Source organism: Cellulomonas sp. PhB150, from assembly GCF_003755175.1.
Taxonomy (GTDB): domain Bacteria; phylum Actinomycetota; class Actinomycetes; order Actinomycetales; family Cellulomonadaceae; genus Cellulomonas.
Genome location: NZ_RKHX01000001.1, coordinates 1,188,558 through 1,201,097, shown reverse-complemented (window position 1 = coordinate 1,201,097; position 12,540 = coordinate 1,188,558). Strand labels below are relative to the sequence as shown.

General features: G+C 72.7%; 13 protein-coding genes. 6 read left to right on the top strand and 7 right to left on the bottom strand.

The features are described from left to right. Positions 1 to 148 precede the first annotated feature (148 nt). Positions 149 to 445 carry a co-chaperone GroES gene (gene groES, locus EDF34_RS05510; RefSeq protein WP_118766721.1) on the top strand — a complete coding sequence of 99 codons (297 nt, stop codon included), beginning with the start codon at positions 149 to 151 and terminating at the stop codon, positions 443 to 445. Positions 446 to 535: 90 nt separating this feature from the next. Here the strand turns inward: groES and EDF34_RS05505 are convergent, their stop codons facing one another. Further along, a complete protein-coding gene (locus EDF34_RS05505; protein ID WP_123370273.1) occupies positions 536 to 919 on the bottom strand; it encodes a hypothetical protein in 384 nt (127 codons plus the stop codon). Between the two features lie 101 nt (positions 920 to 1,020). Next, a complete protein-coding gene (locus tag EDF34_RS05500) occupies positions 1,021 to 1,317 on the bottom strand; it encodes a WhiB family transcriptional regulator (RefSeq protein ID WP_123370272.1) in 297 nt (98 codons plus the stop codon). 235 nt (positions 1,318 to 1,552) lie between these two features. Between EDF34_RS05500 and EDF34_RS05495 the strand changes: the two genes are divergently transcribed. The 3 genes from EDF34_RS05495 (at position 1,553) to guaB (ending at position 4,921) form a co-directional block, all read left to right on the top strand. Then, the gene (locus tag EDF34_RS05495; protein WP_123370271.1) at positions 1,553 to 2,500 is read left to right on the top strand and encodes a MerR family transcriptional regulator; all 948 of its coding nucleotides are present in this window, start codon (positions 1,553 to 1,555) and stop codon (positions 2,498 to 2,500) included. A 156-nt stretch (positions 2,501 to 2,656) separates the two neighbouring features. Further along, entirely contained in the window at positions 2,657 to 3,346 is a 690-nt protein-coding gene (locus EDF34_RS05490) for a response regulator transcription factor (RefSeq protein WP_123370270.1), read from the top strand. 66 nt (positions 3,347 to 3,412) lie between these two features. Beyond that, positions 3,413 to 4,921, top strand: coding sequence for an IMP dehydrogenase (guaB, locus tag EDF34_RS05485; protein ID WP_123370269.1), 1,509 nt, complete (start codon positions 3,413 to 3,415; stop codon positions 4,919 to 4,921). A gap of 16 nt (positions 4,922 to 4,937) precedes the next feature. On the opposite strand, the gene EDF34_RS05480 is transcribed toward guaB, so the two are convergent. Further along, on the bottom strand, positions 4,938 to 5,657 hold the full coding sequence (locus EDF34_RS05480) for an exonuclease domain-containing protein (protein ID WP_123370268.1): 720 nt from the start codon (positions 5,655 to 5,657) through the stop codon (positions 4,938 to 4,940). A gap of 163 nt (positions 5,658 to 5,820) precedes the next feature. On the opposite strand from EDF34_RS05480, the gene EDF34_RS05475 reads away from it, so the two are divergent. Together EDF34_RS05475 and EDF34_RS05470 are read left to right on the top strand one after the other, a co-directional pair. Then, complete coding sequence (locus tag EDF34_RS05475) at positions 5,821 to 6,945, top strand: GuaB3 family IMP dehydrogenase-related protein (RefSeq protein WP_123370267.1); 1,125 nt, start codon at positions 5,821 to 5,823, stop codon at positions 6,943 to 6,945. A 328-nt stretch (positions 6,946 to 7,273) separates the two neighbouring features. After that, a complete protein-coding gene (locus EDF34_RS05470; RefSeq protein WP_123370266.1) occupies positions 7,274 to 8,356 on the top strand; it encodes an acyl-CoA desaturase in 1,083 nt (360 codons plus the stop codon). 55 nt (positions 8,357 to 8,411) lie between these two features. On the opposite strand, the gene EDF34_RS05465 is transcribed toward EDF34_RS05470, so the two are convergent. From EDF34_RS05465 to EDF34_RS05450, 4 genes are all read right to left on the bottom strand, one after another. Then, the gene (locus tag EDF34_RS05465; protein WP_199737699.1) at positions 8,412 to 9,215 is read right to left on the bottom strand and encodes an ABC transporter ATP-binding protein; all 804 of its coding nucleotides are present in this window, start codon (positions 9,213 to 9,215) and stop codon (positions 8,412 to 8,414) included. 62 nt (positions 9,216 to 9,277) lie between these two features. After that, positions 9,278 to 10,327, bottom strand: coding sequence for an iron chelate uptake ABC transporter family permease subunit (locus EDF34_RS05460; RefSeq protein WP_123370265.1), 1,050 nt, complete (start codon positions 10,325 to 10,327; stop codon positions 9,278 to 9,280). Next, complete coding sequence (locus EDF34_RS05455) at positions 10,324 to 11,379, bottom strand: iron ABC transporter permease (protein WP_199737643.1); 1,056 nt, start codon at positions 11,377 to 11,379, stop codon at positions 10,324 to 10,326. Before EDF34_RS05455 ends, EDF34_RS05460 begins: the two co-directional genes overlap by 4 nt. Continuing rightward, positions 11,376 to 12,437 carry an iron-siderophore ABC transporter substrate-binding protein gene (locus EDF34_RS05450; RefSeq protein ID WP_123370264.1) on the bottom strand — a complete coding sequence of 354 codons (1,062 nt, stop codon included), beginning with the start codon at positions 12,435 to 12,437 and terminating at the stop codon, positions 11,376 to 11,378. Before EDF34_RS05450 ends, EDF34_RS05455 begins: the two co-directional genes overlap by 4 nt. Positions 12,438 to 12,540: the final 103 nt, after the last annotated feature.

Below are 12,540 nucleotides of genomic sequence, written 5' to 3'. Positions count from 1 at the left end.
GAGTGCTAACGCCTTCCTACAGTGAGGACGTTGGCACTCTCCCCGTGAGTGTGCCAACGCGCCTCAGGCCCCGGCACCCGCGACGACGTGGCCCGAACGCGCAGCACCCACATCGCTGAACTACTCACACGCGAAGGGGAGGTCCGCTGTGTCGGTCTCCATCAAGCCCCTCGAGGACCGGATCGTCGTCAAGACGCTCGAGGCAGAGACGACGACCGCTTCCGGTCTCGTCATCCCGGACAGTGCCAAGGAGAAGCCCCAGGAGGGCGAGGTCCTGGCAGTCGGCCCCGGCCGCATCGACGACAAGGGCAACCGGGTTCCGCTCGACGTGGCCGTCGGCGACAAGGTCATCTACTCCAAGTACGGCGGCACCGAGGTCAAGTACGCCGGCGAGGAGCTGCTGATCCTCTCGGCCCGCGACATCCTCGCGGTCGTCGTCAAGTGATCTGACGGGCGCGCGACCCCGGTCGATCCGCCCAGCGAAGGCCCCTTCGGGCTCGTCCACGCGACGAGCCCGAGGGGGCCTCTCGCGTTGTCAGACGGTCCGGCAGTCCCGCGGGTCGTGCGCGCCGTCCATGCGGGCGCAGAGCTCGTGCGTCCAGGTCCGCGGTCCGAACGCGTCGGCGGTCGTGTCGGTGAGGACCTCCACGCCGGTGATCCCCGGGCCGGCGCGGTAGTAGGTGACGATCGGGTCGCCCTCGGTCGTCGGTCGGCTCACGACGAGCTCGGCCCCGGTCGCTGCCGCCGCGTCGAAGCAGGTCCACGCCTCGGTGGGAACCGTCTCGCCCTGTCCGAGCGTGACCGTGCCGCAGGGCTCCAGGCTCGGGCGGTCCGAGACGAAGGCGGGTTCGCCCGGTCCCGTGCACGCCGTGAGCGCCGCCGCGCACACCAGCACCGTCACGACCGTCTCGCGTCGCATGCAGACCCCCTCGTCGCCCCCACGCAGTCTGGCGCACGACGCGGCGACGCAGAAGCCCCCCGGTCGTCCTCGACCGGGGGGCTTCTGTCGGTGTCTTCGGGTCAGACGGCCTTCGTGGTGCGGGACCGCTGCGAGAGGATCGCGGCGCGCTCGTCCTCCGACAGCCCGCCCCACACGCCGTAGGGCTCACGGACCTGCAGGGACTGCTCGCGGCACTCCTTGAGCACGGGGCACGTGGCGCAGATCGCCTTGGCGGCCTCGGCGCGGCGGCGGCGGGCCGAGCCGCGCTCGCCCTCGGGGTGGAAGAAGAGGTCCTGGTCGGCATCGCGGCACGCGCCGTCGAACTGCCACTCCCACAGATCCATCACCGGTCCGGGCAACCGCGAGATCTCGGCCATGTGTTCCTCCAAGGGGATGTGGCGCCTGCTGGGTGGTGGCGCCGGATGGTCGGGGTGGAAAGTCGGGGTGTCACCGGGCTTGCGGCGGGGCGACGAGGGGAACGTTACAACCGCGCCAGAAGTTGTTCAAGACCCGTTCGTCACCCAATTCGGTGAATCGATCGAGATGGGTGCTCCCCGGGCTGCGAACGGTCCCGCGGCGCGGTAACCGCCTGTGTGCTGGCACAATCGCGCCATGGCCGACGACGACGACGCTGCGGCCGCGCCCACGGCTGACGCGGACGTGGCGCGGTTGGAGCCCGATCCCGGCGACGGACCGGCGCTCGCCGTCGCCGCCGTCGCACGCCGCCTCGGGGTCGCCCCGGCGACGCTGCGGACGTGGGACCGGCGCTACGGGCTCGGACCCAGCGAGCACTCCGCGGGGGCGCACCGGCGGTACTCGCCGGCCGACGTCGACCGTCTCCTCGTGATGCGCAGGCTCACGCTCGACGGCGTCGCGCCGGGCGACGCTGCTCGCCTCGCCCTGAGCTCCGGCGGTCCGGGTGGCCCGGCCGTCGCCCCGTTGGGCGCGCCGCGGGTGGCGACGCCGACGATGCTCGTCGACGCCGCGCTCGTCGACGACCGCGCGACCTGCGCCCGGCTGCTCGCGATGGAGCCGACCGGGGACGTCGCGCGGTGGTGGACCGCACTCGTCGAGCCCGCGCTGCACGACCTGGCGCGGCGCACGGTCGTCGACCGGCCCGGGGTGGACGCGGCACGCACCATCGAGACCGCGGCCCTCGACGCGCTGCGCGCCCGCGTCGCCGGCCCCGCCCCCCGCGGCGCTCCCGTCGTGCTGCTGCTCGTCCCGGTCGGCCACTCGCGCCCGCTCCTCACGCACGCGCTGGCCGCCGCGCTGGTGACCGGCCACGTGGATGCGCGCATCGTCGGCGGGCCGACCGGGCCGCGGCAGGCCGCCGAGCTCGTCGTCATGACGAGGCCGCGGGCCGTGGTCGTCGTGGCGCGCCGGGACGACCCCGATCTGTCCGTCGTCGGGCGGCTTGCGGACGAACATCCCGACGTGCCCCAGTTCGTCATGGTGCCCGAGACGGTGCACGTCGACGTGCCCGTCGGGAGGTCCGTGCACCGGGCCCGCAGCTTCCAGGGGACCCTCCACGAGGTCCTCGCCGTCGCGACCCCCTGACATACCGCCCATACGGCCTGGGAACCGGCGTAGTCAAGACCTCACCCGCACGAGTTTGGCGCGGACCGCTAACGTCACCCCCGGGAATGGCCGATAGCCAACGAACGACCCGGTCTGACGATCGGGCCGACGACTGTGAGTGGGAGGGGAGCACGCATGGCTGGAGTCGTGGTGTGTCACGGCTCGACCGTCGTGCGCGAGAGGCTCGTGGTGACGTCCATCGGCGTCCCGACGCTGAGCCCGGTGCGCGCCGCAGCGAGCGTCGACGAGCTGCTGGCGCACGCGCGCCGGATCCCGCCGACGATCGTGCTGCTCGACGCGCACATCCCTGCGCCCGGTGCGAACGAGGCGATCCGACGGCTGCGTGCCGTCGCCCCGTCCGCAGCCGTGGTGCTGCTCGCCGCCGCCGACGACACCGCCGCGCTCGACCGTGCGCTCGCGCTCGGCGCTCGGGGCTTCCTCGCGCCCGACGTCGGCCGGCCCGAGCTGTCCGCCGTCGCCGCGCACGTCCTGGCGAGCCCTGTGCTTCCCGCCGGCCCGCGCCCGGTGAGCGAGGTCCCGCACCCCGCCGCGCCGCCGCTGGCCGACAGCGCCACGGGGGCCGCGGGAGCCGTGGCGAACGAGGCGAACGCGGCACCCGAGCCGCACCCCGTCGTGCTGACCAAGCGCGAGATCGAGGTGCTCGTCGGGATGAGCAACGGGCGGTCCAACGCCCAGATCGGCCAGGAGCTCTTCCTGTCCGAGGACACCGTCAAGACCCACGCCCGTCGGCTGTTCCGCAAGCTCGGCGCCTCGGACCGGGCGCAGGCCGTGGCGATCGGCCTGCGTGGCGGTCTCATCCGCTGACGTGATGCTCGTCGGACCTTCGAGACGGGGGTCCGACGAGGTGTCCGGTCGACGTATCCTGGCCCGATGACGGAGCTGGTGCACGACCCGTTCGCCCGGACGGGACTGACGTACGACGACGTCCTGCTGCTGCCGGGGGAGACCGATGTCATCCCCAGCGAGGTGGACACGGCCTCGCGGCTGACGCGTGAGATCAGCGTGCGCGTGCCGCTGCTCAGCGCGGCGATGGACACCGTGACCGAGTCGCGCATGGCCATCGCCATGGCGCGCCAGGGCGGCATCGGCATCCTGCACCGCAACCTGTCGATCGAGGACCAGGCGCACCAGGTGGACCTGGTGAAGCGCTCCGAGTCGGGCATGGTGACCGACCCCGTGACGGTCTCGCCCGATGCGACGCTGGCGGAGCTCGACCGCCTGTGCGGCACCTACCGCGTCTCCGGCCTCCCGGTCGTCGAGGCCGACGGCCGCCTCCTGGGCATCATCACCAACCGCGACCTGCGCTTCGTGCCGCCCGGCGAGTTCGAGTCGCTGCGCGTGCGCGAGATCATGACGCCGATGCCGCTGATCACGGCGCCCGTGGGGATCACCCGCGACGACGCCGCGGCGCTGCTGGCGAAGCACAAGATCGAGAAGCTCCCGCTCGTCGACGAGGCCGGCGTGCTGCGCGGCCTCATCACGGTGAAGGACTTCGTGAAGTCCGAGCAGTACCCGGACGCCACCAAGGACGGCGAGGGCCGGCTCGTGGTCGGTGCGGCCGTCGGCTTCTTCGGCGACGCGTGGGACCGCGTGACCGCGCTGGTCGAGGCGGGCGTCGACGTGCTCGTCGTGGACACCGCGAACGGGCACGCGCGCCTCATGCTCGACATGGTCCGGCGGATCAAGTCCGACAAGGGCACGCGCCACGTGCAGGTCATCGGCGGCAACATCGCCACGCGCGAGGGCTCGCAGGCGCTGGTCGACGCGGGTGTCGACGCCGTCAAGGTCGGCGTCGGCCCGGGCTCCATCTGCACCACGCGCGTGGTCGCCGGGGTCGGCGTGCCGCAGATCACCGCGATCTACGACGCCTCGCTCGCCGCCAAGCCCGCGGGCGTGCCCGTGATCGGCGACGGTGGCCTGCAGTACTCGGGCGACATCGCCAAGGCCCTCGTCGCGGGCGCCGACACCGTGATGCTCGGCGGCCTGCTCGCTGGCTGCGACGAGTCGCCCGGCGACCTGGTGTTCGTCAACGGCAAGCAGTTCAAGCGCTACCGCGGCATGGCCTCGCTCGGCGCGATGCAGTCGCGCGGCGACCGCCGGTCGTACTCCAAGGACCGCTACTTCCAGGGCGACCTGTCCGACGACGAGATCATCACCGAGGGCATCGAGGGCCAGGTGCCTTACCGCGGCCCGCTCGCGGCCGTCGCGCACCAGCTCATCGGCGGCCTGCACCAGTCGATGTTCTACGTCGGCGCGCGGACCGTCCCGCAGCTGCAGGAGCGGGGCAAGTTCATCCGCATCACGCCGGCCGGGCTCAAGGAGTCGCACCCGCACGACGTGCAGATGGTCTCCGAGGCGCCGAACTACTCGGGTCGCTGACGCGCGGTCCGCTCGGTCACCACAGGGTGCCGACGGGCTCGCGCACGGGCCAGTGGTCCTGCGCGCCCGGGCCGTCGAGGCCCTTGCGCTCGCGCCACGCGTTGAAGCCCTCGGCCCACGCCCGGTGCGCGGTGACCTGGTAGCTGTGCAGCTGGTCGAGGTCGAGGTCCGCGAGGTGCGGGAAGCGGCCGAGGATGCGCTCGAGCACGTCGAGGGTCGCGACGACGTCCACGTCGGCGCTGTGCAGCGAGCCCGACTCGGTGACCTCGTAGTACCCGCACAGGTCCACGAGCTTGCGCTTGCCCTGCCGGTAGCGGTCCTCGGCGCGGTCGAGCACGAGGGGGTCGATGACCGGGCGGGTGTCGCAGCACAGGCGGTCCGGGACCGTGGGCAGGCCGTGGCGGCGCAGCTCGGCATCCAGCAGGCACAGGTCGAACGCGGCGTTGTACGCGACGACGGGGACCCCGCCGCGCAGCGCCTCGGCGATCAGGCTCGCGATCTCGTCGAGCGCCGGCGCCGGTGGCTCGCCGTGCTCGCGCGCGTGCTCGGTGCTGATGCCGTGGATCGCGGCCGCGCCCTCGGGGATCTCGACGCCGGGGTCGATGAGCCAGGTGCGCACGTGCGTGCCGCTCTCGTCCCGGCGGACCAGGGCCGCGGAGACGATGCGGTCGGAGTCGACGTCCACACCCGTGGTCTCGGTGTCGAAACCGAGCAGGGGGCCGGCGCTCCAGGTCATGTCCCACGTCCTTCGAATCACATCCGTGTCGTTCGGCTCCAGGATCGCACCGCCCACCGACACGACCCGGGAGCCGGGCCCGCGAGCCGCAGACCGGGCTCGGAGCGGGCTTGATGCTGGACCCGGTTCGGGCTCGGGCCGCCCGCGCCGGTAGCCTGGCCCGGTGAGCAACGAGATCGAGATCGGGCGCGGCAAGCGTGGTCGCCGGGCGTACTCCTTCGACGACATCGCCGTGGTGCCCTCGCGCCGCACGCGCGACCCCGAGGAGGTCTCGGTCGGCTGGCAGATCGACGCCTACCACTTCGACCTGCCCGTGGTCGCGGCGCCGATGGACTCGGTGATGAGCCCGGACACCGCGGTGGCCCTGGGGCGCCTCGGCGGGCTCGGCGTCCTGGACCTCGAGGGACTGTGGACGCGGTACGACGACCCGACGTCGCTGCTCACGGAGATCGCCTCGCTCGACGCGACGCGCGCCACCGCGCGCATGCAGGAGATCTACGAGGCGCCGATCCGCCCCGAGCTCATCACCGAGCGGCTGCGCCAGGTGCGGGACGCGGGCGTCACCGTCGCCGGCGCGCTCTCGCCGCAGCGCACGCGGGAGCACTGGCGCACCGTCGTCGACGCGGGCGTCGACCTGTTCGTCATCCGCGGCACCACCGTCTCGGCCGAGCACGTCTCCGGGCACGCGGAGCCTCTCAACCTCAAGCGGTTCATCTACGAGCTCGACGTGCCGGTCATCGTCGGCGGTGCCTCCACCTACACGGCGGCGCTGCACCTCATGCGCACCGGTGCGGCGGGCGTGCTGGTCGGGTTCGGCGGCGGCGCCGCGCACACGACGCGCACGTCGCTCGGCATCCACGCCCCGATGGCCACGGCCGTCGCGGACGTCGCGGCCGCGCGCCGCGACTACCTCGACGAGTCGGGCGGGCGCTACGTCCACGTCATCGCCGACGGCGGCGTGGGCCGCTCGGGCGACCTGGTCAAGGCCGTGGCGTGCGGCGCCGACTCCGTGATGCTCGGTGCCGCCCTCGCGCGCGCCACCGACGCGCCGGGCCGCGGCTACCACTGGGGCCCCGAGGCGCACCACAGCAAGCTGCCCCGCGGCGAGCGGGTCGAGGTCGGCACCGCCGGCACGCTCGAGCAGATCCTGTTCGGGCCGGGCCACACGGCCGACGGCACGCTCAACCTGATCGGCGCGCTGCGCCGCGCGATGGCCACCACGGGGTACTCCGACCTCAAGGAGTTCCAGCGCGTCGAGGTCGTCGTCTCCCCGTACCAGCCGCACTGACGAGTCCGGCGCGCCCGGGCGAGTCGCGGCGCGCCCGGGCGAGTCGCGGCCGGCCCGCGTACAGTCGGGACCACGTCCTGGACGAACGTCCGGGGCTGACGCTCCACTCGCGTGCTCGTCGAGGCCCTCGTCACGGCGAGCGACACGGCGGTTCGTGACACGGCGGCGTGTCACATCGCACCGATCTGTCATGATCAGCACTCGCCCGGGCCGCCAGCCCGGGAGTACGCGCGGAAGGCTGGCACCCCACGGTGCGCGTGCCCTTCGGGTGATGCCTCACCCACCTGCACGCCCTGCACCCCGGGCCAGTCCCAGAGCGGAGTCACCCATGACCCCCACCGCAGCTCCTGCCGCTCCCGCGACGACGGTGCGCGAGCGCCACGTCAGCGAGTTCACCGCCCTGAGCCAGGCCGTCAACGCCACGGGCCTCATGGAGCGCCGCTACGGGCACTACTGGACGCGCTTCGCCGTCCTGACCGGCCTGCTCGGCGCGCTCGTCGCGGCCATCGTGCTGATCGGGCACTCGTGGTGGCAGATGGTCGTCGCCGCGCTCCTGGCCGTCGTGCTGGGCCAGGTGATGTTCCTGGGCCACGACGCCGCGCACCGGCAGATCTTCCGGTCCGGCCGGTGGAACGACTGGGCGAGCCTGGTCATCGCCAACCTCTACGCGGGCATGAGCTACGGCTGGTGGCAGCACAAGCACAGCCGGCACCACGCCAAGCCGAACCAGGTGGGCGCGGACCCGGACATCGACAACGACGTGATCATCTTCCACAACGAGGAGGCGCCGCCCCCGCGCCGCAGCCGCCTCGCGCAGTGGTTCACGGCCCACCAGGGCTGGCTCTTCTTCCCCCTGCTGCTGCTCGAGGGCCTCAACCTGCACGTGTCCGGGGTCAAGACGATCTTCGGCCGCGGTGCGGTCAAGCGCCGCCCGGTCGAGATCGTCTTCGTGACGCTACGCCTCGGCGGCTACCTGGCCCTCGTGTTCTGGTTCCTGCCGCCGCTCATGGCGGTCGCGTTCCTCGCGGTCCAGCTCGGCATCTTCGGCGTCTACATGGGTGCCGTGTTCGCCCCGAACCACAAGGGCATGCCGATCGTCGCGCGTGACGCGAAGCTCGACTTCCTGCGCCGGCAGGTGCTCATGAGCCGCAACATCAGCGGCGGCCGCGTGATGTCGTTCCTCACCGGCGGCCTGAGCCTGCAGACCGAGCACCACCTGTTCCCGAGCATGCCGTCGCCGAACCTGCGCAAGATCCAGCCGATGGTCAAGCAGTTCTGCGCCGAGCACCGGGTGCACTACACCGAGACGACGCTGTTCCAGTCGTACGGCATCGTCATCCGCTACCTCAACCGCGTCGGCCTGGCCGCGCGCGACCCGTTCGACTGCCCGCTGGCCTCGCAGCTGCGGTGATCAGCCGCTGATCAGCCGCTGATCAGTCGCCGATCGGCAGGCGATCAGCCGCCGATCAGCGCAGCGCGTCCGCCGGCAGCGGTGCGTCGGGGGCCGCGCGCTGGTCGTCGGCCGCGCTGCTGGTGACGTCCGTCCCGCTGTGGTGCCGCCCGACGGGCAGCACGAGCGGGGTCGCCGAGACCGGGTCGTTGATGACGCGCGACGCCATGCCGAACACGTCGGCCACCATCTGCTCGGTGACGACCTCGGCCGGCGTGCCCTGTGCGTAGAGGTGCCCGGCGCGGATCGCGACGAGGTGGTCGGCGTACCGCGCCGCCAGGTTCAGGTCGTGCAGCACCATGACGACCGTGGTGCCGCGGCGCCGGTTGAGGTCCGTGAGCAGGTCGAGGACCTCGACCTGGTGGGCCACGTCGAGGAACGTCGTCGGCTCGTCGAGCAGCAGCACGTCGGTCTGCTGCGCGAGCGCCATGGCGATCCACACACGCTGGCGCTGGCCGCCCGAGAGCTCGTCGACGGGGCGGTCCGCGAGGTCGAGCGTGTCCGTGGTCCGCAGGGCCTCCTCGACGGCCGCGTCGTCGTCGGCGGTCCAGCGCCGGAACCACCCCTGGTGCGGGTAGCGGCCCCGCCCGACGAGGTCCGCCACGGCGATGCCCTCGGGGCTGATGGGCGTCTGCGGCAGCAGTCCCAGGATCGTGGCGACCTCGCGCGAGGGCAGGTCGTCGATGGGTGTGCCGTCGAGCAGCACGCGTCCGGCCGTCGGGCGCAGGAGGCGGGCCATCGCGCGCAGGAGGGTCGACTTGCCGCACGCGTTGGCGCCGACGATCGTCGTGATCCGCCCCTGCGGGATCTCCAGGGTCATGTCCTGGACCACGACGCGGTCGTCGTAGCCCAGGGTCGCGGCCTCGACGGCCAGCGTGTGCTTCACAGGGATCCTCCCGTGCGGTTGGACCTGGCCAGCAGCCAGAGCAGGTAGGGCGCGCCGAGCACGCCGGTGACGACGCCCACGGGGAACCGTAGGCCGAGCAGGTGCTGCCCCGCGAAGTCGCCGACGAGCACGAGCAGCGCGCCGACGAGCGCCGCGGGCCACAGCAGCGGGCCCGAGCCCCTGACCAGGCGATGCGCGATCGGGCCGGCCAGGAACGCGACGAACGCGATCGGTCCGGCCGCGGCGGTGCCGACCGAGACGAGCGCCACGGCGACGACGAGCAGGGCGAGGCGGCTGCGGTCGGCGGGGACGCCGAGGGCGGTCGAGGCGTCGTCGCCCAGCTGGAGGGCCGCGAGCCGGCGGGACAGGACCACGGCGAGCGGCACCAGGACGACCAGTGCGAGGGCGAGCGGCTTCACCACGGGCCAGAAGGCCGAGTTCAGGCTCCCGGTGAGCCAGCGCATCGCCTCGTTGACGTCGTAGATCCCGGCGCGGGAGATCGCGTACGAGATCACCGAGTCGAGCATCGCGCCGACCGCGATGCCGATCAGGATGAGCCGCGTCCCGTGCACGCCGCGGCGCCAGGACAGCGCGTAGATCACCCCGGCCACGCCGATGCCGGACACCACCGCGACGGCGGACAGCGCGGCGCCGCTGATGCCGAAGACGGTGATGGCGACCACCGCGGCGGCGCTCGAGCCGGCGCTGATGCCGATGATGTCCGGGCTGGCCAGCACGTTGCGCAGCATCGTCTGGAACATGACGCCGCCCATGCCGAACGCGACGCCGACGAGGATCCCGGTCAGGGCGCGCGGGAGCCGCAGGTCGCCGACGGTGAACGACGCGCCCGGGACGTCCTGGCCCAGGATCACGCGCAGCACCTCCAGCGGCGAGTAGCTGCGCTCGCCCACGCACAGAGTGAGCAGGGTGACGGCGAGCAGCACGAGGACGAGCGCGACGACGACCCGGCGCCAGCGCCGCGAGCGGGCACGGCGCCCCGCGGCCACCGTGGTGCCGGCGGCGCGCTCGAGCAGGGCGGCGGTCACAGCTCGCGCACCTTCTGTCGGCGGATGATCGCGATGAACACGGGTGCTCCCAGCAGGGCGGTCATGATGCCGACCTCGAGGTCCTGCGGCCGGGTGACGATGCGGCCGACGACGTCGGCGCCGACCAGCAGCGCGGCGCCGAACGCGGCGGAGTAGGGCAGGAGCCAGCGGTGGCTCGGGCCGGTGAACGTGCGGGCCAGGTGCGGCATGACGAGTCCGACGAACGCGATGGGCCCGGCGATCGCGGTGGCCGAGCCGGCCAGCAGGACCGCGGAGGTCGCGCCGAGCACCCGGACCAGGCCCGTGCGCTGGCCCAGGCCCACGGCGAGGTCGTCGCCGAGCGCGAGGGCGTCGAGGCCCCGGGCGCACGCGACGGCGAGCACGGCCCCCACGACGAGGAACGGCACGACCTGGCCGATCTCGGCTAGGTCGGCGCGGCCCAGCGAGCCCACCTGCCAGAACCGGAACGTGTCGAGGACGTCGGTGCGGGCCAGCAGCACCATCGAGACCATCGAGCCGAGGGCCGCGGTGGTCGCGGCGCCGGCGAGCGCGAGCTTGAGCGGGGTCGCGCCCTCGCGGCCCATGGAGCCGATCGTGTAGACGAGCAGGGCGGCGAGCGCGGCGCCGGCGAACGACAGCCAGATGTACTGGTCGAGGCTGGACAGCCCCAACCACGCGATGCCGATGACGACGAACAGGGAGGCGCCCGCGTTGACGCCGAGGATCCCCGGGTCTGCCAGCGGGTTGCGGGTCAACCCCTGCATGACGGCACCCGCGAGCCCGAGCGCGGCGCCCACCAGGAGTCCGAGCACGGTGCGCGGGATGCGCGCGTGCACGGCGGCCTGCGCGATGTCGTCCGGGTCGGGGTGCAGCACCCCGGCCACGACGTCGGGCCAGGACACGATGCGGGACCCGAAGGCGAGCGACGCCACGACCATGACGAGCAGCACGACGACGCAGACGACGAGACCGAGCACCCGCCGCCTGCGCAACGACACCGACCGCCCCCGGGTGGGGGCGATCGGTGCCGGTGCGGGAGCCTGGAGCGTCACTTGACCTTCTTGGCCGCTGCCTCGAAGAGGTCGAGGTACTTGTCGAGGCCCCACGGGATCGACAGGATCGTCGGGCCCGAGGTCGAGGCCGCGAACGGCGTGGCGTCGGGTACGACGACGACGGCGCCGTTCTTCACCGCCGGGATCTTGCCCAGCAGCGGGTCCTTCTGGAGCCAGGCCAGCGTGGTGTCGTCGCCGTAGGTGACCAGGATGTCGGCGTCCGAGAGCTTGTCGGCGTTCTCCGAGCTGATGGTCCCGCCGAAGCCGCTGAGCTCGGTGAACGAGGCGACCGAGGGAGCCACCGTCAGGCCGAGGTCCTCGACGTACTGCACGCGGGCGTCGACGCCCGTGTAGATCCAGAGCTTGCTCTTGTCCGCCGGGTCTGCCGCTGTGTAGACGAACGTCTTGCCGGCGATGTCGGGACGGGTCGCCACGGCGGCGGTGATCTGCTTCTCGATCTCGTCGATCTTGGCCTGCGCCTCGGCCTTCTTGCCGATCGCCTCGCCGTCGACGAGCGCCATGTCGCGCCAGTTGGTGCCCCACGCGACCTTCGGGAACGACACCGTGGGCGCGATCTGCGACAGGGTGGTCCAGTCCTCCTTGGTCAGGCCTGACTGGGCCGCGAGGACGACGTCGGGCGTGGTGTCGTTGACGCCCTCGAAGTCCACGCCGTCGGTCTCGTCGAACAGCTTCGGCAGCTTGTCGCCGGTCGCGCCGAGCGCCTTGAGCGCGTCGAACGCCCACGGCAGCACGCCGTCGCCGTCGTCGTCGCCGTAGTTCGCCTTGGCGAAGCCCACCGGCACCACGCCGAGGGCGATCGGGACGTCCTGGTTCCCCCAGGCGATGCTCGCGATGCGCTCGGGCTGCTTCTCGATCGTGGTGTCGCCGAACGTGTTCGTCAGCGTGATCGGGAAGGCCTGCGCCGCGGCGGAGGACGAGCCGGAGGTGGTCGCGGCGGGCGTCGCGTCGTCGTCGCCCGACGAGCAGGCGGTGAGTGCGAGGGCGGCGACGGCGGCGAGCGCGGCGAGCCGGCCCGGACGCTGGAGTGCGGAGCGCATGGAGGTCCTCGGAGTCGATGAGGTGGAGTGATCGGGTGAAGCGAACATCGGTTAGGCGAGCCTCACCTTACGACGTCATCGGGGACCGGCCAACACGAGGTGC